The sequence below is a fragment of the Sinomonas sp. T428B genome (genome assembly GCF_056780155.1).
Genome location: NZ_JBRAZR010000001.1, coordinates 1389293 through 1413408, shown reverse-complemented (window position 1 = coordinate 1413408; position 24116 = coordinate 1389293). Strand labels below are relative to the sequence as shown.

The following is a 24116-nucleotide window of genomic DNA, read 5'->3' as shown; positions in this document are numbered from 1 at the left end:
CGGATGACTGTGACCATACTCACAAGGCACAGGGGGTACAACCGAACGCGTCGGAACTGTGCATCCTGCCCAAGGCAGGGGCCAGGCCCCGTGCTAGCCTTGCGCAGCATGCACCTCGTGGACGCCACCGACGCCCGGATCCTGCGCGCGCTCGCCGAGGACCCGCGCCGCACCGTCGTGGCCCTCGCCCAGCGGCTCGGCCTCTCGCGCAACACCGTGCAGGCGCGGCTCGCGCGGCTCGAGGCGTCGCACGCGTTCCTCGGCTTCGACCGGCGCATCAACCCGGCGTCCCTCGGCTACCCCCTCCTGGCCTTCATCACGGTCCACGTCCAGCAGCGCCGGCTCGCCGCGATCACCGAGGAGATCGCGAGGATCCCCGAGGTCCTCGAGGGCCACGGGCTCACCGGCACGGCGGACCTGCTGCTGCGCGTCGTCGCGGTGGACGCCGAGGACCTCTTCCGGATCCACGGCAAGATCCTCGCGTGCGACGGCGTCGAGCGCACCGACACGGCGCTGGCCATGGGCGACCTCATACCATTCAGGATGGACCCCCTGCTCGAGCGGGGCCCGCGCACGCCCGCCTGACCCCGCGCCGCCGACCACCGAGGACCACGAGGCCATGACGTTCCCCCAGCTGCCGAACCGGAGCCAGTCCCGCATCGAGCGTCCCCGCGAGCCCACCCAGCAGGAGCTCTGGCTCGGACCCCAGCCCGCGGGGCGGCCCGGCCGGCGGTGGCTGTGGATCGGGTTCGGGGCGGGCGGGGCCGCCGTCGCGCTCGTGGCGACGGCCGCCGTCGTGCTCGCCGCCGTCGTCTTCAGCCCCGATGCCGCCGTGCGCCAGGCCTCGGAGCAGATGAGCTCTGACCTCGCCTCCGGCAGCACCTCGGCGGCCTACGCGCAGTTCACGCCCGCGCTCAAGCAGACCCTGAGCGAGACGGAGCTGACGAGCGCGCTCACCGAGCTGAAGGTCGACGGCTCGTGCCGGGCCGAGTTCGCGCGCGCGGCCTCGGTCGCCAAGGAGGGCCAGCGCCCGCGCGGCGAGGCCGAGGGGTACCTCGTGTGCGGCTCGCGCGCCTTCGACGTCTCGTACCACTGGGAGGGCGACCCCCTGCTCCTGGACGCCCTGAAGATCCAGCCCCGCTGACGCTCGCGCACGACGACGGGCGGCGGCCTCCGCTGGGAAGCCGCCGCCCGCCGTCGTGCGCCTCACGGCGCCGCTGCGGCGCCTGGCGCGAGCTAGTGCGACACTGCCTTCTCGGCGCCGATGCCCGTGAGGGACCGGACCTCCATCTCGGCCTGCTTGGCCGGATCCTCGGTGCCCTTGTCCAGGACGGTGCCGAGCCAGCCGAGGAAGAACGCGAGCGGGATCGAGACGATGCCCGGGTTGTTCAGCGGGAACCACGCGAAGTTCGCCCCCTGGACCATCGAGGTCGGCGTGCCGGAGACGACCGGCGAGAAGGCGATGAGCACGATGGCCGAGCCGAGGCCGCCGTAGATGCTCCACAGCGCGCCCTTCGTGGTGAAGCGCTTCCAGAAGAGCGAGTAGAGGATCGTGGGCAGGTTGGCCGAGGCCGCGACCGCGAAGGCGAGGGCCACGAGGAACGCCACGTTCTGCCCGTTGGCGAAGATGCCGCCGGCGATCGCGGCGATGCCGATCACGATCACCGTGCGGCGGGCGACCTTGACCTCGGCGGCGGGAGTCGTCTTGCCCTTGGCGAGGACGTTCGCGTAGATGTCGTGGGCGAACGAGGCCGCCGCGGTGATCGTGAGGCCGGCGACGACGGCGAGGATGGTCGCGAACGCGACGGCGGAGATGAACCCGAGCAGGAGCGGGCCGCCGAGGACGAACGCCAGGAGCGGGGCCGCGGAGTTGACCCCGCCCGGGGCCGCCTTGATCGTGTCGGCGCCGATGAGCGCCGCGGCGCCGTAGCCGAGCACGAGGGTGAAGAGGTAGAACGCGCCGATGAGCCAGATCGCCCACACGACCGACTTGCGGGCCTCCTTCGACGTGGGGACCGTGTAGAAGCGCATGAGCACGTGCGGCAGAGCCGCGGTGCCGAGCACGAGGGCCAGGCCGAGGGAGATGAAGTCGAGCTTGCTCGTCTCCGTCTTGCCGTACTGCAGGCCCGGGTTGAGGAGCTTCTCCCCGCCGGCGCCCGCGGTCTCGACCGCCGCGCCGAGCAGCGAGGAGAGGTTGAAGCCGTGCAGGGCGAGGACCCAGACGGTCATGGCGAAGGCGCCCGCGATGAGCAGGACGGCCTTGATGATCTGCACCCACGTGGTGCCCTTCATGCCGCCGAACAGGACGTACATGATCATGAGCGCGCCGACGACCGTGATGACGACGGCCTGCCCCTGCCACGCCGTGATGCCGAGCAGGAGCGCGATGAGGGCGCCGGCTCCGGCCATCTGGGCCAGGAGGTAGAAGAAGCAGACGGCGAGGGTCGAGATCGCGGCGGCGATGCGGACGGGGCGCTCGCGGAGGCGGAACGAGAGGACGTCCGCCATCGTGAACTTGCCCGTGTTGCGCAGGAGCTCGGCGACGAGGAGGAGCGCGACGAGCCACGCGACGAGGAAGCCGATCGAGTACAGGAAGCCGTCATAGCCGTTGACCGCGATCGCGCCGGTGATGCCCAGGAACGAGGCGGCCGAGAGGTAGTCGCCGGCGATCGCGGTGCCGTTCTGGCCGCCCGTGAAGGACCGGCCGCCGGCGTAGTAGTCCGCCGCGGTCTTGTTGTTCTTGCTGGCGCGCACGACGATGACCAGCGTCACGGCCACGAAGAGGCCGAAGATGGCCATGTTGAGCCATGTGCTGCTCTGCAGGCTGGCGGCGAGGTTCATCGGGTGCTCCTGTTGGTTCCCTGGGCGGCGGGATCGAAGTCGTGGCGCTCGATCTCAGACCGGATGGACTCGGCGGCCGGGTCGAGCCTGCGGTTGGCGCGGCGCACGTACCAGGCCGTGATGCCGAACGTGCTGACGAACTGGAGCAGGCCGAGCACGAGGCCGAGCGTGATGTTGCCGGCGAGCTTGATGGACATGAGCCCGTGTGCGTAGTCGGCCAGCAGGACGTACAGGAAGTACCAGAGCAGGAACGCTCCGGCGAGGGGGAAGACGAAGCTGCGGTGGCTCCTGCGCAGCTCCTTGAACTCGGGGCTGGCCTGGACCAGCCGGAAGTCAGGGTGCGCGGCCTTCTCCGCCGCGTCCTGGGAGGCGTCGTTGCCCATGGGGTCCTCCTCGGCAGGCCGGGCCAGCGGGCCCGGCGTTTCAGTGATGCACATCACTCTCGTCGGGCCGGAGGGGACCTTCCAGAGGGCCCGGGCGGCGGATCGGCCAGCGGGGCCGGGCGTGCGCCGAACGGCATCCCGGCGGCGGCGAGCGGCGGCGGGTGGATGGACGACGGCGGGCGGTCGCCGGCGGCGGGTGGATGGACGACGGCGGGCCGCTAGCCTTGGCTGCATGTCCCCCGACTCGCTCTCCCTCGCGGTCATCGCCCTCGTGGTCGCCGCGGGGGTCGCGGCGGCCGCCGTCGCCTGGCGCCTGTGGCGCTCCCGCCGCGACTTCGGCAGCGAGGCCGAGCGGGCGAGCTACACGATCCTGCATGCCGCGTCCCAGGCCGGGCGGTCGCTGCGCGGAGGCCTCGACCCGGAGGGGGCGGCCAGGGCGGCCCGCCACCTGCGCTCGATGATCGGCGCGCCCGCGCTCGCGCTCACGGACGAGTCCCGGCTGCTCGCGTGGGACGGCGCCGGCCCGGCGCATGCCGCCACGGCGATGGCGCTCGCGGCGGCGACCCTCGAGCACGGACGCACGCGCGTGGCCTCCGGGGACGAGCTCGACTGCGCCGCCGCCGGCTGCCGCGAGCGCGAGTGCCCGGTGCGCACCGCCGTCGTCGCCCCCGTCCGCGCCGGGGCGCGGGTCATCGGCACGGTCATCGCCCTCTCCCCCGCGGCGCGGGCCGGCCTCGTGCGGGCCACGGGCGAGCTCGCGGACTGGGTCGCGACGCAGGCCGAGCTCGCCGAGCTCGACCGCTCCCGCACGCTGCTCATGGAGGCCGAGGTGCGGGCCCTGCGGGCGCAGATCAGCCCGCACTTCATCTACAACTCGCTCAACGCGATCGCGTCCTACATCCTCACGGACCCGGCGCGGGCCCGGGAGCTCGTCGTCGAGTTCGCGGACTTCACGCGCTACTCCTTCCGCCGGCACGGCGACTTCACGACCCTCGCCGAGGAGCTCAAGAGCATCGACCGGTACCTCCTGCTCGAGCGGGCCCGGTTCGGCGAGCGGCTCCAGGTGTCCCTGCGCATCGCCCCCGAGGTCCTCGGCACGGTCATCCCGTTCCTGAGCCTCCAGCCGCTCGTCGAGAACGCCGTCCGGCACGGGCTCGAGGCGCGCGAGGGCGTCGGCCACATCGAGATCACGGCCGAGGACACGCCCAACGAGGCGATCGTGCGGATCGAGGACGACGGCGCCGGGATGGACCCCGAGCGGGTGCGCGAGGTCCTCGCGGGCCGGGCCGGCGGGGACCACGTGGGGCTGCGCAACGTCGACGCCCGCCTGCGCCAGGTCTACGGCGACGACCACGGCCTCGTCGTCGAGACCGCACCCGGCGAGGGGACGCTCATCGAGCTGCGCATCCCCAAGTCCCAGCCGCAGCACGAGGTGCGGCCGCCACTAGACTGAGGCGCATGATCTCCGTCCTCGTCGTCGACGACGAGCTGCCCGCCGTGCAGGAGCTGTCCTACCTGCTGGGCCTCGACGGGCGCGTCGGCCCGGTGCACACCGCGACGTCGGGCACCGAGGCGCTGCGCGTGCTCGAGCGCGAGGAGGTCGACGCGATCTTCCTCGACATCCACATGCCCGGCCTGACAGGCCTCGACCTCGCGCGGGTGATCGCCCGCTTCGCCGCCCCGCCCGCCGTCGTCTTCGTCACTGCGGACGAGGACCACGCCCTCGAGGCGTTCGACCTCGCCGCCGTCGACTACCTGCTCAAGCCCGTCCGGCCCGAGCGGCTCGAGCGCTGCGTGGGCCGCGTCGCCGAGCTGCGGGAGCCCTCCGGGGCCGCGGCCGGGAACGAGCCGGCGGTCATCACTGTCGAGCAGGGCGGGGTCACGCGCATGATCCGCCGCGACGACGTCACGTTCGTCCAGGCCCAGGGCGACTACGCGCGCCTGCACACCGACGGCGCGAGCTACCTCGTGCGCGTCCCGCTCAGCGACCTCGAGCGGCAGTGGGGGCCCGCGGGGTTCGTGCGGATCCACCGCTCGTACCTCGTGGCGATGGACGCCGTCGAGCAGCTGCGGCTCTCGGCCGCCCAGCCCACCGTCGTCGTCGGCGGCGCCGAGCTGCCCGTGAGCCGCCGGCTCCTGCCGGGGCTGCGCGAGCGGCTCGCCGTGACCCGGATCAGGCCGCTGCCGTGAGCGGGGCCGAGCGGGAGGAGCCCGACGCGCTGAGCGGGGCGGGCGACGGCGAGGCGGGGCGCCGCGTCGACCGCTCCCGCCGCGTGCGCGTGACCGCGCCGCTGTCCTCGGCCGCGCGGGCGCCCCAGGCGCCCTCGCTCTCGCGCGAGGTCGAGGAGCAGTCGGAGCTCGGCGGCGTCGTGCTGCGCTCGCTCATGCGCTCGCAGCTGAGGCTCGCGGCCGCCGTCGCCGGCGCGTTCCTCGCCGCCGTGCTCACGGTGTGGGCGCTGTCCTCCGTCGCAGCCGGGCTCCCCTGGCTCCCCGGACTCCCGCTCGTGTGGCTGCTCGTGGGGGCGCTCCCGTACCCGGCCGCCGTGCTGTGCGGGATCGCCTACTACCGCGCCGCGATGCGCATCGAGCAGCGCTACGCGGAGCTCCTCGAGGACCGCGGGTGACCCCTGCGATCGGCGTCGCGGCGCTCGCGTCCGTGGCCGTCGCGACCGTCCTCGTCGGCTTCTACGGCCTGCGGATCTCGCGCACGACCGGCGACTTCTACGTGGCCTCCCGCACCGTGCGGCCGTGGTGGAACGCCTCGGCGATCGGCGGCGAGTACCTCTCCGCGGCGAGCTTCCTGGGCGTCGCGGGGCTCATCATGGTCAGCGGCTCCTCGGCCCTGTGGTACCCCGTGGGGTACACGGCCGGGTTCCTCATGCTCCTGCTGTTCGTGGCCGCGCCCCTGCGCCGCTCGGGCGCCTACACGATTCCGGACTTCGCCGGGGCCCGGCTCGGCTCGCTCGCGGCGCGCAGGACGACGAGCGTGCTCGTCGTGCTCATCGGCTGGCTCTACATCGTCCCCCAGCTCCAGGGCGCGGCCCTGGCCGTTCGCATCACGACCGGCCTGCCCGGGTGGGCCGGGTCCGCGGCGGTCGTGGCCGTCGTCGTCTTCGCCGTCATGCTCGGCGGGATGCGCTCGATCACCTTCGTCCAGGCGTTCCAGTTCTGGCTCAAGCTCGCCGCGATCGCCGTCCCGGCCGTGTTCCTCGCCCTGCTCGTGGCCGGCCAGGGGGCGCCCTCGCTCGCCGAGGGACCCGGGACCGACGTCGGTGCCGGGGCGGCCGACGCCGGGACGGCCGACGCCGCCCGGCCGCTCGAGGGCTACAGGACCCTGTCGATCATGGTCGCCCTGCTCTTCGGCACGCTCGGGCTCCCGCACGTCCTCGTGCGCTTCTACACCAACCCCGACGGGCGCTCGGCCCGCCGCACGACAGTGATCGTGCTGTGCCTGCTCTCGGTGTTCTACCTCTTCCCGACGACGCTCGGGGTCCTCGGGCGGCTCGCCGCGCCCGGCCTCGCGAGCGAGGGCGACGCCCTCGCCATCCTCCTGCCCGAGGCCCTCGTCGAGGGGCCGTTGGGGACGGCGCTCTCGGCCCTCGTCCTGGCCGGGGCGATGGCGGCGTTCCTGTCCACGACCTCGGGCCTGCTCGTGTCCGTCGCGGGGGTCATCAGCCAGGAGCTCTTCGGCGGCAGCGTGCGCGGCTTCCGGATCGCGACCCCGCTCTCGGCGCTCGTGCCGCTCGCCGCGGCCGTCGTGGGAGGCTCGCAGGCCCTCGCCGGGAGCGTCGGGCTCGTGTTCGCGTTCACGGCCTCGACCATCTGCCCGCTGCTCGTGCTCGGGATCTGGTGGCGGGGCCTGACGCCGGTCGGGGCGGTGGCGGGGATGGCCACGGGGGCGCTGGCCTGCGGCGGGGCGCTCGTCGCCTCGGGGCTCCTCGGCCCCGCCGGCCGGGCCGGGGGCGCGCTGGCCGTCGTCGCCGAGCTGTGCGCCCAGCCGGCGCTCTGGACGGTCCCGCTCGCCTTCGCGGTCATGGCCCTGGTCTCGCGCGCGGGCCGGACGGGCGTCCCGCGCGGCGCGGACCGGTTCCTCGTGCGGCTGCACTCCCCCGAGCCGCGCCCCTGACCTCCCGCTCAGGAGCCGGACGCCGTCGAGGGGCGGAACCCGGGCCCCGGCCGGGTCAGTCGATCGCCGCCATGAGCTCGACAACGCGGTCGAGGAAGGCGTCGACCTGCGTCTCCTCGTAGCCGTCCCTGCCGGTGACGGTGCGGAAGACGGCGGTGCGCACCTCGTCCGCGCTCATGGGCGAGCCGCGCTCGAGGTAGTCGAGCAGGCGCACGCAGAGCTCGTCGACGTCCTGCGTGCTGTAGCTCGGGGCCTTGGGGCTCGTCGGGCGCCGGAAGCGCTCCCCGTCGGGGCGCACGAGGCGGCCCCGCAGGACGCCGGCGAGCCGGCCGATCTCCCGCAGCCACGCCTCCTCCCCGGAGGACTCGATGAGCACGTCCCGCTCCCGCCGCGCGAACGCGTCCTCGAGCCGGTCGAGGGCGGCATCGACCTCGCTCGCATCGAAGCCGCCGCGGACGGCGTCGAACGAGACGGTCCGGACCTGATGGCTCGTCACCGCCGGGGCGGAGGGGTCCTCGAGGAACGCCCTCGCCTGCTCCATGAACTTCTCGACCTGCTTGGGGCTGTACCCCAGGTCGCCGCGGCCGACGCGGTCGAAGCCCGCCGACGCGCGGTTGTCAGTGTGCGCCACGTGCTCTCATCCTCTCCTGCGCTCGTAGGTCCATCGTGACGCCTCCTAGCGGTCCTACGCACCCGGGAGGAGGCTGAAGACGAGGTAGGCCCCCGGCGCGCCGAACAGGATCGAGTCGAGCCGGTCCATCATGCCGCCGTGCCCGGGCAGGATGCTGCTCATGTCCTTGATCCCCAGTTCGCGCTTGACCATCGACTCCACGAGATCCCCCGCCGTGGAGGCCGCGACCATGACGACGGCGAGCACGGCCCCGACCCACCACGGCCGGCCGAGCAGGACCAGGGCCCCGAGGATCCCGATCGCGACGGCCCCCGCGACGGAGCCGGCGAACCCCTCCCACGTCTTCTTGGGGCTGATCTTCGGCGCCATGGGGTGCCGTCCGAGGCTCGCCCCGACGATGTAGCCGAACGTGTCGTTCGCGACGATGAGCAGGAGCGTCAGGACGAGCTCGAGCGTCGACGGCGGGACGGTGCCCCCGGGCCACAGGCCGAGACCGGCGGGGATGGGCGAGTCGTGCAGGGGAAGCACTGCGAATCCCACGAGGAAGGGGACCCAGAGGAGCACGAAGACCGAGGCGAAGACGCTCCGGGCCGCCCCGGCGGTGTGCTCGAGGCTCTGCCACAGCAGCACGGCCGCGCAGCCGGCGACGAGCGCGAACAGCTGTGCCTCGGCGCCGCCGAAGTACGCGCTCAGCGGGATCACCGCCGTCGCGACCATGACCGGCACGATCGGGACGTGCGTCCCGTGGCCCTCGAGGGCGCGGGACACCTCCCACGCGCCGAGCAGCGCGGCGGAGACCGCGATCACCACGAAGCCCAGGGGCCACAGGAAGAGGCCGCCGAGGAGCGCCGCGAGCAGGGCGAGCCCGACGACGATGGCGGCCGGGAGGTCGCGCCCCGCCCTCGAGGTCCGCGCGAGCTTCCGGGAGCGCCGCTCGCCGAGGGCGGGCGCCCCCGGCGCGGCGATCGGGGACGGCGGACCGGGCTGGGGCTCGGCCATCAGACCTCGAGCAGCTCGGCTTCCTTGCGCTTGACCAGGTCGTCGACCGAGTCGACGTGCTTCTTGGTCAGGACGTCGAGCTCCTTCTCGCCGCGCACGCCCTCGTCCTCGCCGACCTCGCCGTCCTTGACGAGCCTGTCGAGGGATTCCTTGGCCTTGCGGCGGATGCTGCGGATGGACACCTTGGCGTCCTCGCCCTTGCCCTTGACGATCTTGACGTACTCCTTGCGGCGCTCCTGGGTCAGCTCGGGCAGGACCACGCGGATCACGTTGCCGTCGTTGGACGGGTTCGCGCCGACCTCGGAGTCGGAGAGGGCCTTCTCGACGTCGCGCAGCGCGCTCTTGTCATACGGGGTGATGAGGATCGTGCGGGCGTCCGAGACCTGGAACGATGCGAGCTGCTGGAGCGGGGTCGGCGTGCCGTAGTAGTCCACCATGACCTTCGCGTACAGGGCGGGGTTGGCCCGGCCCGTGCGGATCGACGCGAAGTCCTCCTTGGCCACCTCGACGGCCTTCTCCATCTTGTCGGCGGCTTCGAGCAGGGTCTCTTCGATCACGTCTGTCTCCTCAGAGGGGTTTTCTTGCAGCTCACTGCGTGCGCCCCGCCGCTGGCGGGCCGCTCGGGCTAGGAACATCCTAGCCTCATGCGGATGGCCTAGACCGTCACGAGCGTTCCGAGCCGGTCCCCCCGGATCGCCTTCGTGACGTTGCCCTCGCCCTCCATGCCGAACACGACCATGTCGAGCTTGTTGTCCTTGCACATGGTCATCGCGGTCTGGTCCATGACCCGGATGTCCCGGCGCAGTGCCTCGTCGTAGGTGAGCCGCTCGAGCTTCTCGGCCGTCGGGTCCTTCTTCGGGTCTGCCGTGTAGACGCCGTCGACCCCGCTCTTGGCCATGAGGACGACGTCGGCGTGCACCTCGAGCGCGCGCTGGGCGGCGACCGTGTCGGTCGAGAAGTACGGCAGGCCGGCCCCGGCGCCGAAGATCACGACGCGGCCCTTCTCCATGTGCCGGATCGCCCGGCGGGGGATGTACGCCTCGGCGACCTGGCCCATCGTGATCGCGCTCTGGACGCGGGTCTCGACGCCGGCCTGCTCGAGGAAGTCCTGGAGCGCGAGGCAGTTCATCACGGTGCCGAGCATCCCCATGTAGTCCGCGCGGGAGCGGTCCATCCCGGAGAGCGAGAGCTCGGCGCCGCGGAAGAAGTTCCCGCCGCCGACCACGATGGCGATCTCGACGTCGTCGACCGCGGCAGCGATCTGGTCGGCGACGGCGCGGACGGTGTTCGGGTCCACGCCGAGCTTGCCACCCCCGAAGACCTCGCCGGAGAGCTTGAGCAGGACCCTGCGGCGGCGCTGGACCGTGCCCGCGTCGATGGCGGCGGCGGGGAAGTGGGAGGGGGCTGCGGTGTCGGCGGTCTGAACGGTATCCATGAGTGTGTCCCCTCGGGTATGGGTGGCTGGGTCTAGGGTATCGGCACCTGGCGTCGCACGGCACAGCAAAGGGGCGGCCACCGAAGTGGCCGCCCCTGCAGTGCGTGCTACGCGCCGACGCGGAAGCGGGCGACGGCGGTCGCCTCGACACCGGCCTCGGAGAGGACCTGGCCGACGGACTTCTTGGCGTCCTTGGCGAACGCCTGGTCGAGGAGGACCTCGCCCTTGTAGAAGCCGGTCACGCGGCCCTCGACGATCTTCGGCAGGGCAGCCTCGGGCTTGCCCTCCGCCTTGGCGGTCTCCTCGGCGATGCGGCGCTCCGACTCGACGAGGTCGGCCGGGACGTCCTCGCGGCGCAGGTAGTTCGGGGCCATCGCGGCCACGTGGACGGCGACGTCGTGCGCGGCGGCCTGGGCGGCCTCGCCCTCGCCGTCGACGGCGAAGAGGACGCCGACCTGGGCCGGGAGGTCCTTGGACGTCTTGTGGAGGTAGGCGTCGACGGTCTTGCCCTCGATGCGGGCCAGGCGGCGGACGACGACCTTCTCGCCCAGGACCGCGCCCTCCTCGACGACGAACTCGCTCAGCGGCTTGCCCTCGACGTCGGCGGCCAGCAGGGTCTCGAGGTCGGCGGCGCCGGAGGCGATGGCCGTCGCGAGGACCTTGTCGGCCAGCTCGATGAACTTGGCGGACTTGGCGACGAAGTCGGTCTCGCAGTTGACCTCGACCATGACGCCGACGCCGCCGTCGACCTTCGCGGCCACGAGGCCCTCGGCCGTCGAGCGGCCCTCGCGCTTGGTGGCACCCTTGAGGCCCTTGATGCGGATGATCTCGATGGCCTTCTCGGCGTCGCCGTTGGCCTCGTCGAGAGCCTTCTTGACGTCCATCATGCCGGCGCCGGTGCGCTCGCGCAGGGCCTTGATGTCAGCAGCGGTGTAGTTCGCCATGTGAACCCCTCTGTCGTGTTCTCTGCAGTTCTTCCGGCCGGCACGACGGCGGCCCCGTCAGTCGGGGCCGCCATCGCGCCGGGGTCTCCGAGTCCTGGTGGGTCTCGGAGAGGGTCTTTGGGTCGAGTTACTTCGAACCCTCGGCAGACGCCTCGTCCGCCGGAGCCTCGGCCTCAGCGGCGGGGGCCTCGGCAGCGTTCTGCTCGGCGTTCTGCTGCGCGGACTCGCCCTCGAGGAGCTCGCGCTCCCACTCTGCGAGCGGCTCGGCGGAGGTGGCACCCTCGGAGCCGGTGGCGCGGTTGGTGCGCGCGATGAGGCCCTCGGCCACGGCGTCGGCGACGACGCGGGTGAGCAGGTTCACGGAGCGGATGGCGTCGTCGTTGCCCGGGATCGGGAAGTCGACCTCGTCCGGGTCGCAGTTCGTGTCGAGGATCGCCACGACCGGGATGCCCAGCTTCTTGGCCTCGTCGACCGCGAGGTGCTCCTTCTTGGTGTCCACGATCCAGAGGACGGACGGGGTGCGGGAGAGGTTGCGGATGCCGCCGAGGGTCTTCTCGAGCTTGTCCTTCTCGCGCTGGAGGATGAGGAGCTCCTTCTTGGTGCGGCCCGAACCGGCCACGTCCTCGAAGTCGATCTCCTCGAGCTCCTTGAGGCGCTGGATGCGCTTCGCGACCGTGGAGAAGTTGGTGAGCATGCCGCCCAGCCAGCGCTGGTTGACGTACGGCTGGCCGACGCGCGTGGCCTGCTCGGCGATGGCCTCCTGGGCCTGCTTCTTCGTGCCGACGAAGAGCACGGTGCCGCCGTGGGCAACCGTGGCCTTGACGAATTCGAAGGCGCGGTCGATGTAGGACAGCGACTGCTGGAGGTCGATGATGTAGATGCCGTTGCGCTCGGTGAAGATGAAGCGCTTCATCTTCGGGTTCCAACGGCGGGTCTGGTGACCGAAGTGGACGCCGCTGTCGAGCAGCTGGCGCATGGTAACGACGGGCATGCCGACGCTCCTTCCGGCAGGTCATGGATCGAGGGCGCCTGTGGCGGCCCTTGCCCCTGCCATAGTTTTTGACGGTTACTGACGACGACGGCCGGGTGGCCGCTCGCCCCTGGCATCCCCTGCGCCCCCGAACCGCCGAGGCGGACCGCCGGGCGCGCAGTGCCCATGCCGCACAGGCCTGCCCCGGGGGCAGGTTCGCGGGATGGACGCTGGATGCGCGGAGTCGGCTCGCCGTTCCGCCCGGTGGCCAGAGGAATCTGGCACAGCAAAGCGGGCCGGAGAGCCGCGGTACCCAGTGTACTACAGCGCCCCGGGCACGCCGGCGCCCGTAGGCCCTCCACAGCGGCGTCCGCGGGCGTGTCGTCCACATGGGCGCGAGGGGACCTGCCGGTCGCGCCCGGGGTGCCGCAGGCTCTGAAGCATGGCCACGATGTCCAGAGCGGTCCCCCGCCCTCCCGTCCTCGTCGTCCGCGCCCTGGCTGCTGCCGGCGTCGCCGCCCTGCTGCTGCTCGCAGGCACGACGGCGGCGACCCCCACGGGCGCAGCGCCCGCCGCGACCGTGCCGCACCCCGGGTGGGCGTGGCCGCTCGAGCCTAGGCCCGCCGTCGTGCGCGGATTCGACCCGCCCCCGAAGCCCTGGCTCAGCGGCCACCGGGGCGTGGACCTTGCGGCGGGGCGAGGATCGCCCGTGCTCTCGCCCGCCGACGGGACGGTGGTGTTCGCGGGCCGGGTCGTGGACCGGCTCGTCCTGACGATCGACCACGGCGGCGGGCTGCGCAGCAGCTTCGAGCCCGTCGCGTCGCCCCTGGCCGTGGGGACGGCCGTGGCACGCGGCCAGCCCGTCGGCACGCTGGAGCCCCCCGGGGCGGGCCACTGCTCCCCCGCCGACTGCCTGCACTGGGGCGTGCGCCGCGGGGACGAGTACGTCGATCCGCTGCAGTTCGTCGTGGACCGCCGGCCCTCGGTCCTGCTCCCCTGGGACGCCGGGACTCCGGGTCGCCCGTAGGCCTGCCTCAGACGATCGCCGAGACGCCCGTGATGGCCCGGCCGGCGATGAGGGTGTTGACCTCGTGGGTGCCCTCGTAGGTGTAGATGGCCTCGGCGTCGGCGAAGATCTTGGCCATGCGGTAGTCGGTCACGATCCCGTTGCCGCCCAGGAGGCTGCGGCCGATCCCGACCGTCTCTCGCATCCGCGCGGCCGTGAAGGCCTTGGCAAGCGCGGACTGCTCGTCGCGGGCCTGCCCGGCGTCCTCGAGCTGCGCGAGCCGGACCATCATGCCCATCGAGCTCACAGCGTTGCCGAGCATCGTGACGAGCTGGTCCTGGACGAGCTGGAAGGACGCGAGTGGGCGGCCGAACTGCTCCCGCTCGAGGACGTAGGCCCGCGCGACGTCGAAGGCGGCGAGCTGCTGGCCCACGGCCTGCCAGGCCACGCCGATGCGGGTGCTCCTGAGCACGCGGTTGACGTCCTTGAAGCTGTGCGCGTGGGCGAGCCGGAACTCGTCGGGGACGCGGACGCCGTCGAGCGTGATGTCGGCGTTCTGCACGGTGCGCAGGGCGATCTTGTTCTCGATCTTCGCCGCACGGAAGCCCGGCAGCGTCGTGTCCACGAGGAAGCCCTTCACGCCGCCGTCCGCCTCGTCGCGAGCGAAGACGATGACCCAGTCGGAGAACGTTGCGTTGCCGATCCAGCGTTTTGCGCCCCTCAGGACCCACGTCCCGCCCTCCCGGCGCGCGGTCGTGCGCAGGCCGCCGGCCACGTCCGAGCCCCCCAGGGGTTCGGTGAGGCCGAAGGCGCCGATGGCCTCGAGGGAGTACGCCCCGGGGAGCCACGCGGCCTTCTGCTCGTCGGAGGCCAGGAGCTCGAGGGAGCCGGTGAAGAGCCCGTCGTGGACGCCCAGGAAGGTTCCGATCGACGCGTCCGCGCGGGTGAACTCCGCGTGGATGAGGCCGCCGAGGAGGTGGGAGTGCCCCTGCCGGCGGACCGGGCTGACGACGTCGAGCTCCGCGAGCCGCGGGATGAGCTCGTGGGGGAACTCGGCCCGGTCCCAGCAGCCGGAGGCGATGGGCAGCACCTCGCGGGCAAGCCATCCCCTGACCTCCTCGAGGCGGCTGCGCTCCTTCTCGGCGAGGAGGTCCTCGAAGCCGAGCAGGTCGCTCTCGGCGCTGGGAAGGTCTGCTGATGCGGTGGTGGACGAGCGCATGGATGCCTCCTGGGACCGGCCGCCTCGCGCGCGGCGAGGCGACGGGACGATAGAAGTTACTCATGGGTAACTTACAGCCAGTGCGCGGCTTGCACAATCCCCAGAAGCACCAAGGCCCGGGATCCTCGTGGATCCCGGGCCTTGGAGAGACGCCGTAGGGCGTGTGGGACTTGAACCCACGACCAAGGGATTATGAGTCCCCTGCTCTAACCGGCTGAGCTAACGCCCCCCGCCCCGCATGGCGCGGGGCTCCACCCATCCTAGTGGCCTCAGACGCCCTCCGGGGCCGGTTCGATGCCGCGGTAGAGCGATTCGAAGGTGTCCAGGGTGGCCTTGATGCCGTGCTTCTGGACCATGCGGTGGCTCTCGGCCCCCATGCGCCGGCGCTCCTCTGCCGGCTGGCCCAGGACGGCGGTGATCTTCTCGGCGAGGTCGGCGGCGTCGTTCGGGCGGAAGAGGTAGCCGTTCTCCCCCTCGCGGACGAGGTGCGGGAGGGCCATCGCGTCGGCGAGCACGACGGGCGTCGAGGCGCTCATGGCCTCGAGCGTGACGAGCGACTGCAGCTCGGCGGTGCCGGGCATGCAGAACAGGTCGGCGCGCAGGTAGGCGGAGCGGAGCTCGTCGTCGGGAGCGAGCCCGAGGAAGCGGACCCGCTTGCGGAGCCCGAGGCGGTCCACGAGCGCCTCGAGGGCTGGGCGGACCTCTCCCCCGCCGACGATCTCGAGGTGCACGTCCAGCTCGACGGGGGTCTTCGCGATCGCCTCGATGAGGACGTCGACGTGCTTCTCCTCGGCGAGCCGCCCGGCGAACAGCACGGTGGGGTATGGGTTGGGCTGGAGCTCCTCGCCGGGGTGCTGCTCGTACGCGGAGACGTCGATCCCGTTCGAGAGCGGGATGACCTCGCGCAGGAACGCGTGCTCGTGCATCGCCTTGGCCGCGAGCGGCGTCGGGGTCGTCACGACATCGGCCTGGCCCATGACCTTGCCCATGTCCTTCCACGAGATCCGCCCGATGATGTCCTTGAACCACTGCGGGAACGGCAGGAACGGGTTGAGGTTCTCCGGCATGAAGTGGTTGGTGGCCACGACGCGGATGCCCCGGCGGACGGCCTCGTAGAGGACGTGCTCGCCGATCATGTAATGGCTCTGGATGTGCACGACGTCCGGCTGGACGTGATCGAAGAGGAGGGCGATCTCCTTCTTGACCTCCCAGGGGAAGACGATCCGGAAGTACTCGTGCGTGGGAACAGAGTGGGACCGCAGCCGGTGGACGACGGCCTCGGGCCGCGTCTCCGTGTAGCTGCGGCCCTTCTCGGAACGGCTCGCCACGACGTGGACGTTGTGGCCCCGTGCGGACATGCCCCTCGCGAGGCGGTAGCCGAACTGCGCGGCCCCGTTCACGTGGGGCGGGTAGGTGTCGGCGCCGATGAGGATCGTCAGCGGCCGCTGGGTGGTCTCCGGCTCGGGGGCAGGCATCGTCACAGATGGTCTCCTCGTCGGGCAGGCCGGCGGTTCCGGCCCGCTGATCCGGCGGCCTCCCGCTGTGACGGTCAGCGGCCGGTGTGCGGTGCCCTGCCCGGGCCCGGTCCGCCGCGGACCTCGTGCGCGGCGTCCTTGCGCCGCTTCGCGACTTCGGGATGGTGCCTGGACAGGGCGATGACCCCCACGATAGCAATCACAGCGGCCACCACCATGGCAACGGCCAGCACGGCGGGCACGTCGGGTCGCAGCTCACCGAGGATCGTGATCCCGATGGCGATGCCCACGATCGGGTCGACGACGGTCAGCCCCGCGATGACGAGGTCCGGCGGCCCGGCCGAGTATGCGCTCTGGACGAACCATGAGCCGAGGCCGCCGGCGGCGGCGATGGCGACGATCGAGTACCACTGCACATTGAGCAGGAAGAGACCGTTCGGGTCGAGGAGGTCGCGGCCGATGATGCGGGTCAGGACCGCGACGAAGCCGAAGAGTACGCCCGCGCCGAGGATGTAGACGAACGCGCTCATCCGGTGCCGGAACAGCGCCGCGAGGGAGCCGAACAGGCCGACGGCGAGGGCGAGCAGGAGGACGATCGCGAGCTCCTGGTCCGGGGCGACGTCGTGGTTCTCGAGGGTCGCGGTGACGGCGAGGAGCACGAAGAGGGCCGAGCCCGTCACGCAGGCCGTGATCGCGACGACGGTGGGCCGGTTGATGGTGATCCCCTGGTCCTTCGAGTTCACGATCGTCGTGATCACGAGCGCGATCGCCCCGATGGGCTGGACGACGGTGAGCGGCGCCGAGACGAGGGCGACCATGTTGCAGAGCATTCCCGCGCCGAGCAGGAGCAGCCCGAGCACCCATCGGGGGTTCCGCAGGAGCCTCAGCAGGCCGTTGGAGCTGAGCGCGAGGCCGCCCGTGTCCGCCTTGACGGCGCTTCCCTGCCGCTGCGCGCCCAGGGCGAGGAAGAAGGCCCCGAGCACGGCGAGGACGATGGCGATCCAGAACATCAGCGCGCCTCCCCGCCCTCGGCGGCGCCCCGCCGATCGTCAAGGCGCTCCTCGCGGATCGGCCGGCCCTTGCGCACGATCGCGCGCAGGTAGCCGGCCGCAGCGAGCCAGTGGCCGACGAGGCCCAGTGCCAGCAGCACCCATGCGGCGCCGGCGTAGAGTGCGGCGCCGTCGATGGGCAGCGCGGAGAGCACGAGCAGCGGCGTGCCGGCGAGGAGGAAGGCCGTGCGCAGCTTGCCGATCCTCGACACGGGGAGGTCAGGGTGGCTGCGGAAGTAGAAAAGCGATGCCGTCCCGAGGACGAGATCGGGGACGAGGAGCGCAGCGAGGTACCACCACTGCACGACCCCGGCGAGAACGAGGGTCAGGGCAACCGCGAGGAGCGCGAGCCTGTCCGCCGCCGGATCGAGGATCCGGCCGAGCCGTGAGGTCTGGTTGAAGCGGCGGGCAATGTACCCGTCCACCCAATCGGTGCTCCCCATGACCGCGAGGACGAGGACGGCCCAGCCGTACTCCCTCTTGGCGAGGACAAGCCACATGAACAGCGGCACGCCGAGGAACCGGAGCACCGTGAGGGCGTTGGGGACCGTCAGGACCCTGTCGTGGTCAACGTGCTCGCGCCCGGACCGCCCGCCCGCTCCGAAGAACCTCATTGCCCCCGGTGCGCCTTCCCTGCAGGCCGCGGCACTCGCATGCATCTGAGAGCATCTGGGGGCGCCGGGGCGCTCAGCTCTTCACCAGCTTCCGCAGCAGGACGACGAAGGCCGTGGCGGAGACAGCGAAGACGGTGAGGGGCGCCCAGCGCTCCTTGATGGCCTCGGCGGGGCTGGTCCCCTCGGCGGTGGGCTTCGAGGCGCTGGCTCCGCGGGCCCCCGGCCCGAAGGCCGCCACCGCGCGCATGGACGACGCCGCGGCGAACCTGTCGCGCACGTCGTCGGCGAGGTTCGCGGCCTGGCGCTTGACGTCGAACTCCTTGAGGAGGTCCTCGCGGACGTCCAGCAGGTGGTCGCGGCGGCGCTCGAGCCGCTCGCGCAGCTCCTTCTCGCTGGGCGGCGGGAGGTGGACCTTGCCGTGGACCCTGTCCTGGGCCTCCTTCTCGGCCTTGGCCCGTGCGGCCTCGGCCTCCTTCATCGCCTGGGCGCGCTTGTACTGGATGGTGCTCTTGTCCAGGAGGCGGGGATCGAACATCCGGCCCTCGGTGACGACGCCGAGGTCGTGCCGGATGCCGCGGATCGCATCCTCGGGCAGGAGCGGCATGGCCTTCTTGACCCGGCCGAGCCCGAGGAGGGCAGCGATGAGGAGGATGAGGAGGAAGGCGGCCCCCACGAGGAGGGCGGCGAGCCAGCCCGGCATGACGGTGGCGAGGCCGAGGATGGCGGCGACCACGAGCGCGATGACGAGCAGCCCGAGGAAGACGAGCGCGACGCCGAAGAGCGCCGCGCCGATGCCCGCGTGGGTGCCCTTGTCCTTGAGTTCTATCCTGGCGAGCGCGATCTCGTCGTTGACCTGACGCGGCGCGAGGCGCAGCGCGAGCCCCACGAGATCCGGGAGCGCGGCCAGCCTGGGCCGTCGCTCGGCGGGCAAGCTGTGGCGTCCACTCATCTGCGTAGGGCCCCTTCCGATCGGTCCGGCACGCCTGAGGCGCAATCCGTGACCAAACTACCATCGACTGCCCGCGGCGATCCGCGGCGTGCCGCGCCGCGTCGCGGCGGAGTTCCGGGGCAGCCGAGGGGCGGGTCGGGCCGCGGAAGGAGCTCGCCGCGCCCCAGGGGTCAGGGCTGGCCCAGCGCGCCGAAGGCCGATTCGGCGGCGAGGAACTGCTCGGCGGCCTCGACCGCGGCGGTGAACGCGTCGGCGTCGGTCGTCGACCCCCGGGGGCCGCGCGGCTGCCACTCGTGCCTGGCCGTGACGACCGTCTCGAAGCCCTCGCGCGGGGGCGCGTAGTAGATCGCGAAACGCTGGACTGGCCAGCCGCCGGGCGTCTCGGGGGCCACGAGGACGGCGGAGCGCAGGGCGAAGTTGACCCACTGCGCGATGGGTCGCCGGTGGTCGCGCACGAGCATCCCGTCGGCGAAGGTGTTCGCCGATCCCTCCCCGTGGGCGGCCTCGTACCGGACTCTCCACAGCGTCAGCAGCGGGCCCTCGTAGCGGGTCCAGCCGGGCGGGAGGGGCCATGAGGCGTCGGCCATGGACTCATGATATTCCGGCCTCCTGCTGCACCCTAGGCCCGCGGCACCGTTGCCCGGTTCGGGAGAACCGCGGAAAGTGCGAGAGAACTGCGGGCGAAGAGCGGGGGAACAGCCCGGTCCCCGGGAACGCGAAAGGCCCCGACGAAAGCGGGGCCTGCGGTCCCCCCGGAGGACCGGGAGGAGGAAGCTCCCCCGACTGGACTCGAACCAGTAACCCTTCGATTAACAGTCGAATGCTCTGCCAATTGAGCTACGGGGGAAGGCGCACACTGACCTTAGCAGAAGCGAGCACACGGCGCCGAATCCTGCCTTGGCTCCCCCGACTGGACTCGAACCAGTAACCCTTCGATTAACAGTCGAATGCTCTGCCAATTGAGCTACGGGGGATTGCAGCGGGATCTACCCTAGCAGGGCAGGAGGCCCCACGAGAAATCGGCCCCAGGCCCATGGGCTCAGTCACGCGAGCGCAGGGCGCGGCGGCGCAGCTCGAGCTCCATGAGCTCGCGGTTGAGCCGCTGGTACTCCTCGGGCGAGGCCCCAGGGTCAAGCCGCTGGAGCCGGCCCATGCGCTCGGCCTTCTGCGCCGTGATCTGCAGCTCGGCCAGGCCCGCGAGGATGTCACGGCAGTAGCGCTCGAGCGAGGCCTCGGTCGTCGCCGGGAGCGGGGTGACCGCGAGCTCGGCCAGGAGCGGGCGCAGCGCCTCGGGCAGCTCGTGCCGCACGCGCTCGATCCAGGCCGCGGTCGGCTCCGCCTCCGCCGGCCGGCCCGCGGCGCCGATGGCCGCGTGCACTGCCAGATGCGCGGGGGCCGTGAACCGCGCGGCGGAGAATTCGGCCCACGCCGCGTCGTCGAGCATGCCCGGCTGCTGCAGGACGACCTCGAGGGCCTGCCGCTCCATCGCCGCCGCGGGATCGCGCGGGTCCGGCCGCTGCAGGGCGGGCGACGGCGGCTCCTCCCCGGGTGCGCCGGCTGCGGCCTGCTGGCCGGGCCGTTCGGTCCCCCGCCCCGCCGTCCCGCCGGGCGACGCCTGGCGGCGCGCCGCGGAGGACACCGTGCGGGCGACGTCCTCGAGGGGCATCCCGAGCCACTTGGCCAGCTCGCGCGTGTAGGCGGGGCGGATGGCCGAGTCGCGGATCTGCGCGACGACCGGCGCGGCCTCGCGCAGCGCCGCGATGCGGCCCTCGACCGCGTCGAGGTTGTGCTTGCGCAGTGTCGCCTGGATGGCGAACTCGAACAGGGGCCGGCGGGTCTCGATGAGCTGCTGGACCGCGGCGTCGCCGCGGTGCTGGCGCAGCTCGCAGGGGTCCATGCCGCTCGGCTCGACGGCGACGTACGTCTGGGCGACGAAGCGCTGGTCCTCCTCGAAGGCCTTGAGCGCCGCCTTCTGTCCCGCGGCGTCGCCGTCGAAGGTGAACACGACCTCCCCGCCCGTGCCGTCGTCGGAGAGGAGCCTCCGGGCGACCTTGATGTGCTCGGCCCCGAAGGCCGTCCCGCACGAGGCCACGGCCGTGTCGACGCCGGCGAGGTGGCAGGCCATGACGTCGGTGTAGCCCTCGACCACGACGAGCTGCCGCTTCTTGGCGATCTGCCGCTTGGCCTTGTCGATGCCGTAGAGGACCTGGGACTTCTTGTAGATCGCGGTCTCTGGCGTGTTGAGGTACTTGGGGCCCTGGTCGTCGTCGAACAGGCGGCGGGCGCCGAAGCCGATGACGTCCCCCGCGATGTCCTTGATGGGCCAGACGAGCCGCCCGCGGAAGCGGTCGTACAGGCCCCTGTTCCCCTCGGAGAACATGCCGGTGAGCTTGAGCTCCTCCGTGGTGAAGCCCTTGCCACGCAGGTGGTTGAGGAGCCCGTCCCAGCCCTGCGGGGCGAAGCCCACGCCGAACGTCTCGGCAACGCTGCGCTCGAAGCCGCGCTCGAACAGGAACTGCCGTCCCGCCGCGGCGCCCGGAGTGAGCAGCTGCGACTGGAAGAACTCGGCCGCGACCTTGTGCGCATCGAGGAGGCGCTGGCGCCGCCCGACCTCCTCGCGGCGGGGGCCCGCGCCCTCCTCGTAGTGGAGCTCGTAGCCGATCCGGGCGGCCAGCTTCTCGACGGTCTCGGCGAAGCCCGTGTGGTCCATCTTCATGACGAAGCTGATCACGTCGCCGCTCTCGCCGCAGCCGAAGCAGTGGTACGTCCCGACCTGGGGGCGCACGTGGAAGGACGGGGTGCGCTCGTCGTGGAACGGGCACAGGCCCTTCCAGGAGCCGATGCCCGCGCCCCTGAGCGTGACGTACCCCTCGACAACCTCGCGGATGTCGGTCCGGGCGCGGACCTCGGCGATGTCGTCGGGTTTGATCAGGCCAGGCACGGGTCCACCTTAGCCACGGCGCTCACCACAGGCTCGGCAGGCTGCCCACGAGCCGCTCGTACCACGACAGCGCGGAGGCGTCCGTGAGCGAGGCCACCTGGTCGACGACGACGCGCAGCCGGGCGCCGTCGTCCTCCGCCGCCCGCCAGTCCGCGGCGAAGCTCGCCTCGAGGTGCCTGTCCCCCGTCGAGCTCAGCGCGGTCACGAGCGCGTGCAGGACCTCGCGCTGCCGCTCGTAGATCGGCTGGCGGTGGTCGGTGGTCATGACGAAGGTCGTGGCGAGGCCCTTCATGACGGCGATCTCCATGACCGTTTCCTGAGGCACCATGACCTGGCCCGCGTAGCGCGTGAGCGGGGCGTCGCCGTAGGCGGCGCGCGTGAGGGAGAGCGCCGAGTCGCAGAACCGGCCGATGAGCTGGCTCGTCATGTTCTTGAGGGCGGCCATGGCCCGGCGCGAGCCGTCGGCCTCGCGCACCCACACGGGGGTCTCCTCGAGCCGGGCGAGGGCGGCGTCGATCTCCGCCGGGTCGCTGTGCGGGAGGTACCACTGCTGGGTGTACCCGATGACGCGCGCCCGGTGGTCCGGGTTCTCCATCCAGCGCAGCTGGAACTTGCCCGCCACGATCGCGTCCTCGACGTCGTGCACCGAGTAGGCGATGTCGTCCGAGAGGTCCATGACCTGCGCCTCGATGCAGCTGCGCCCCGCGGGGGCTCCCTCGCGGATCCACGCGAAGATCGGCAGGTCGTCCTCGTAGGCGCCGAACTTGCTCGTGCGGTGGCCGTGGACGAGGGGCGCGTCGACGGCGGCCCACGGGTACTTGCAGGCCGCGTCGAGGCTCGCCCGGGTCAGGTTGAGCCCGGCGGGTTCGCCGTCCGGGCCCATGACCTTGGGCTCGAGCCGGGTCAGGAGGCGCAGGGTCTGGGCGTTGCCCTCGAACCCGCCGATCGCGTGGGCGATGTCGTTGAGCGCGGACTCGCCATTGTGGCCGAACGGGGGGTGGCCGAGGTCGTGGCTCAGGCACGCCGTGTCGACGACGTCGGGGTCGCAGCCGAGGACGCGGCCGAGCTCGCGGCCCACCTGGGCGACCTCGAGCGAATGCGTGAGGCGCGTGCGCACGAAGTCGTCGGTGTCCGGGGCGACGACCTGGGTCTTCGCGCCGAGCCGCCGCAGCGCCGAGGAGTGCAGCACGCGGGCGCGGTCGCGCTCGAAGTCGCTGCGGTAGCCCTTCTTGGGCGGCTCCTCGACCCAGCGCCTGGAGTCCTGGGCCGAGTAGCCGCGCGTGCCCTCCGCGAGCGCCTCAGCCACCGGAGACGTCCAGTTCCGCGGCGGCGATGTCCCTCGTCTGGGCCGCGTCCATCGACCGGCTCTCGAGCCACTTGTCCGGCAGGGCGGGTCGCTTGGGCGAGCCGGCGCGGCCGCGCGGGCCTTCCGCGTCGCCGCCGGGGTAGGGGGCGTCGGCGTCGAGCGTGTCCAGGAGGGCCCGCAGCTCCTCGCGGGTGTTCACCTGGGCCAGGCGCGCGCGGAGCTCGCCGCCGACGGCGTAGCCCTTGAAGTACCACGCGACGTGCTTGCGGATGTCCCGCAGCGCCTTGCCCTCGTCCTCGAAGTACTCGACGAGCAGCTGGGCGTGGCGGTAGAAGGCCTCGCCGACCTCGGCGAGGGCGGGGCGGATCCGCTCGGGGCGGCCCTCGAACGCCGCCTGCAGGTCGCCGAAGAGCCACGGCCTGCCCTGACAGCCGCGGCCGATCACGACGCCGTCGACCCCGGTGTGCCGGACCATGCGGATGGCGTCCTCGGCGCTCCAGATGTCCCCGTTGCCGAGCACGGGGATGTCCGGGAGCGCCTCGCGCAGGCGCGCGATCGCGTCCCAGTCCGCCGTGCCGGAGTAGAACTGCGCGCACGTGCGGCCGTGGAGGGCGACGGCGGCGACGCCGGCCTCGCGCGCGATCCGGCCCGCGTCGAGGTACGTGAGGTGGTCCTCGTCGATGCCCTTGCGCATCTTGACCGTGAGCGGGATCCCGCCGCGGTCAGCCTCGCGCACGGCGGTCGTGACGATCTGGGTGAAGAGGTCGGTCTTCCAGGGCAGTGCCGAGCCGCCGCCGCGCCGGGTGACCTTGGGCACGGGGCAGCCGAAGTTGAGGTCGATGTGATCGGCCCGGTCCTCCTCGACGAGCATCCGCACCGCCTGGCCGACGGTGACCGGGTCGACGCCGTAGAGCTGGACCGAGCGGATCTTCTCGTCGTCGTCGTGCCCGATGATGCGCAGGGACTCGGGATGCCGCTCGACGAGCGCACGCGAGGTGACCATCTCGGCGACGTAGAGGCCGCCGCCGAATTCCCGGCACAGGCGGCGGAACGCGGTGTTCGTGATGCCGGCCATGGGCGCGAGCACGACGGGCGTCTCGATCGTGTGGGGGCCGAGCGTGAGCGGCGGCAGCTCGAGCCGGGCAGGGGCGTCGGGCCCGGGCACGGCCGGGGCGGCGTCGATCGGGGAGGTTGGCACAGCACTCACCCGTCCATTGTGTCAACCGGG

General features: G+C 72.2%; 24 protein-coding genes and 3 tRNA genes. 7 read left to right on the top strand and 20 right to left on the bottom strand.

Annotated features, from left to right (window positions below):
* Positions 1 to 108 precede the first annotated feature (108 nt).
* Both ACUYMY_RS06530 and ACUYMY_RS06525 read left to right on the top strand, forming a co-directional pair.
* Entirely contained in the window at positions 109 to 585 is a 477-nt protein-coding gene (locus tag ACUYMY_RS06530; protein WP_481702800.1) for an Lrp/AsnC family transcriptional regulator, read from the top strand.
* A gap of 34 nt (positions 586 to 619) precedes the next feature.
* Complete coding sequence (locus tag ACUYMY_RS06525) at positions 620 to 1144, top strand: hypothetical protein (RefSeq protein WP_481702799.1); 525 nt, start codon at positions 620 to 622, stop codon at positions 1142 to 1144.
* A 92-nt stretch (positions 1145 to 1236) separates the two neighbouring features.
* Here the strand turns inward: ACUYMY_RS06525 and ACUYMY_RS06520 are convergent, their stop codons facing one another.
* Both ACUYMY_RS06520 and ACUYMY_RS06515 read right to left on the bottom strand, forming a co-directional pair.
* Positions 1237 to 2841 carry a solute symporter family protein gene (locus tag ACUYMY_RS06520; protein WP_481702798.1) on the bottom strand — a complete coding sequence of 535 codons (1605 nt, stop codon included), beginning with the start codon at positions 2839 to 2841 and terminating at the stop codon, positions 1237 to 1239.
* Positions 2838 to 3224 carry a DUF485 domain-containing protein gene (locus tag ACUYMY_RS06515; RefSeq protein WP_481704982.1) on the bottom strand — a complete coding sequence of 129 codons (387 nt, stop codon included), beginning with the start codon at positions 3222 to 3224 and terminating at the stop codon, positions 2838 to 2840. The genes ACUYMY_RS06520 and ACUYMY_RS06515 overlap by 4 nt, the downstream gene beginning before the upstream one ends.
* 232 nt (positions 3225 to 3456) lie before the next feature.
* Here ACUYMY_RS06515 and ACUYMY_RS06510 point away from each other — a divergent pair, with 232 nt between their 5' ends.
* From ACUYMY_RS06510 to ACUYMY_RS06495, 4 genes are read left to right on the top strand one after another with little or no spacing between them, the layout of a single operon-like run.
* A complete protein-coding gene (locus ACUYMY_RS06510; protein ID WP_481702797.1) occupies positions 3457 to 4677 on the top strand; it encodes a sensor histidine kinase in 1221 nt (406 codons plus the stop codon).
* A gap of 5 nt (positions 4678 to 4682) precedes the next feature.
* Positions 4683 to 5414 carry a LytR/AlgR family response regulator transcription factor gene (locus tag ACUYMY_RS06505; protein ID WP_481702796.1) on the top strand — a complete coding sequence of 244 codons (732 nt, stop codon included), beginning with the start codon at positions 4683 to 4685 and terminating at the stop codon, positions 5412 to 5414.
* A complete protein-coding gene (locus ACUYMY_RS06500; RefSeq protein ID WP_481702795.1) occupies positions 5411 to 5848 on the top strand; it encodes a hypothetical protein in 438 nt (145 codons plus the stop codon). Before ACUYMY_RS06505 ends, ACUYMY_RS06500 begins: the two co-directional genes overlap by 4 nt.
* Positions 5845 to 7350, top strand: a complete 1506-nt coding sequence (locus tag ACUYMY_RS06495) for a sodium/solute symporter (protein ID WP_481702794.1) — start codon at positions 5845 to 5847, stop codon at positions 7348 to 7350. Before ACUYMY_RS06500 ends, ACUYMY_RS06495 begins: the two co-directional genes overlap by 4 nt.
* A gap of 55 nt (positions 7351 to 7405) precedes the next feature.
* Here ACUYMY_RS06495 and ACUYMY_RS06490 read toward each other — a convergent pair whose 3' ends face one another.
* The 6 genes from ACUYMY_RS06490 to rpsB all read right to left on the bottom strand — a co-directional run bounded on the left by ACUYMY_RS06490 (position 7406) and on the right by rpsB (position 12350).
* Positions 7406 to 7981 (bottom strand): DivIVA domain-containing protein, encoded by a 576-nt coding sequence (locus ACUYMY_RS06490; protein ID WP_481702793.1) that lies wholly within the window; start codon positions 7979 to 7981, stop codon positions 7406 to 7408.
* 54 nt (positions 7982 to 8035) lie between these two features.
* On the bottom strand, positions 8036 to 8980 hold the full coding sequence (locus ACUYMY_RS06485; RefSeq protein WP_481702792.1) for a phosphatidate cytidylyltransferase: 945 nt from the start codon (positions 8978 to 8980) through the stop codon (positions 8036 to 8038).
* Positions 8980 to 9537, bottom strand: a complete 558-nt coding sequence (gene frr / locus ACUYMY_RS06480) for a ribosome recycling factor (RefSeq protein WP_481702791.1) — start codon at positions 9535 to 9537, stop codon at positions 8980 to 8982. Before frr ends, ACUYMY_RS06485 begins: the two co-directional genes overlap by 1 nt.
* 98 nt (positions 9538 to 9635) lie before the next feature.
* Complete coding sequence (pyrH, locus tag ACUYMY_RS06475) at positions 9636 to 10415, bottom strand: UMP kinase (protein WP_481702790.1); 780 nt, start codon at positions 10413 to 10415, stop codon at positions 9636 to 9638.
* A 107-nt stretch (positions 10416 to 10522) separates the two neighbouring features.
* A complete protein-coding gene (gene tsf / locus ACUYMY_RS06470) occupies positions 10523 to 11359 on the bottom strand; it encodes a translation elongation factor Ts (protein WP_481702789.1) in 837 nt (278 codons plus the stop codon).
* A gap of 127 nt (positions 11360 to 11486) precedes the next feature.
* Positions 11487 to 12350, bottom strand: a complete 864-nt coding sequence (gene rpsB / locus ACUYMY_RS06465; RefSeq protein ID WP_481702788.1) for a 30S ribosomal protein S2 — start codon at positions 12348 to 12350, stop codon at positions 11487 to 11489.
* 430 nt (positions 12351 to 12780) lie between these two features.
* Here rpsB and ACUYMY_RS06460 point away from each other — a divergent pair, with 430 nt between their 5' ends.
* The gene (locus ACUYMY_RS06460; protein ID WP_481702787.1) at positions 12781 to 13356 is read left to right on the top strand and encodes a M23 family metallopeptidase; all 576 of its coding nucleotides are present in this window, start codon (positions 12781 to 12783) and stop codon (positions 13354 to 13356) included.
* Positions 13357 to 13363: 7 nt separating this feature from the next.
* Here the strand turns inward: ACUYMY_RS06460 and ACUYMY_RS06455 are convergent, their stop codons facing one another.
* From ACUYMY_RS06455 to dusB, 12 genes are all read right to left on the bottom strand, one after another.
* Positions 13364 to 14554 carry an acyl-CoA dehydrogenase family protein gene (locus ACUYMY_RS06455; protein ID WP_481702786.1) on the bottom strand — a complete coding sequence of 397 codons (1191 nt, stop codon included), beginning with the start codon at positions 14552 to 14554 and terminating at the stop codon, positions 13364 to 13366.
* 155 nt (positions 14555 to 14709) lie between these two features.
* A tRNA-Ile gene (locus ACUYMY_RS06450) sits at positions 14710 to 14783 on the bottom strand.
* 40 nt (positions 14784 to 14823) lie between these two features.
* Positions 14824 to 16029, bottom strand: a complete 1206-nt coding sequence (locus ACUYMY_RS06445; protein ID WP_481704981.1) for a glycosyltransferase — start codon at positions 16027 to 16029, stop codon at positions 14824 to 14826.
* A gap of 74 nt (positions 16030 to 16103) precedes the next feature.
* Complete coding sequence (locus ACUYMY_RS06440) at positions 16104 to 17039, bottom strand: DMT family transporter (protein WP_481702785.1); 936 nt, start codon at positions 17037 to 17039, stop codon at positions 16104 to 16106.
* Positions 17039 to 17692, bottom strand: coding sequence for a CDP-alcohol phosphatidyltransferase family protein (locus ACUYMY_RS06435; protein ID WP_481702784.1), 654 nt, complete (start codon positions 17690 to 17692; stop codon positions 17039 to 17041). The genes ACUYMY_RS06440 and ACUYMY_RS06435 overlap by 1 nt, the downstream gene beginning before the upstream one ends.
* A 73-nt stretch (positions 17693 to 17765) precedes the next feature.
* Complete coding sequence (locus tag ACUYMY_RS06430) at positions 17766 to 18641, bottom strand: phage holin family protein (protein WP_481702783.1); 876 nt, start codon at positions 18639 to 18641, stop codon at positions 17766 to 17768.
* A 170-nt stretch (positions 18642 to 18811) separates the two neighbouring features.
* The gene (locus tag ACUYMY_RS06425) at positions 18812 to 19228 is read right to left on the bottom strand and encodes a hypothetical protein (protein ID WP_481702782.1); all 417 of its coding nucleotides are present in this window, start codon (positions 19226 to 19228) and stop codon (positions 18812 to 18814) included.
* Positions 19229 to 19415: 187 nt separating this feature from the next.
* Positions 19416 to 19488 (bottom strand) — tRNA-Asn (locus ACUYMY_RS06420).
* 51 nt (positions 19489 to 19539) lie between these two features.
* Positions 19540 to 19615 (bottom strand) — tRNA-Asn (locus ACUYMY_RS06415).
* A gap of 65 nt (positions 19616 to 19680) precedes the next feature.
* A complete protein-coding gene (gene dnaG / locus ACUYMY_RS06410) occupies positions 19681 to 21582 on the bottom strand; it encodes a DNA primase (RefSeq protein ID WP_481702781.1) in 1902 nt (633 codons plus the stop codon).
* A gap of 22 nt (positions 21583 to 21604) precedes the next feature.
* On the bottom strand, positions 21605 to 22888 hold the full coding sequence (locus ACUYMY_RS06405) for a deoxyguanosinetriphosphate triphosphohydrolase (RefSeq protein WP_481702780.1): 1284 nt from the start codon (positions 22886 to 22888) through the stop codon (positions 21605 to 21607).
* On the bottom strand, positions 22881 to 24086 hold the full coding sequence (gene dusB, locus ACUYMY_RS06400) for a tRNA dihydrouridine synthase DusB (protein WP_481704980.1): 1206 nt from the start codon (positions 24084 to 24086) through the stop codon (positions 22881 to 22883). Before dusB ends, ACUYMY_RS06405 begins: the two co-directional genes overlap by 8 nt.
* Between the last annotated feature and the right edge of the window lie 30 nt (positions 24087 to 24116).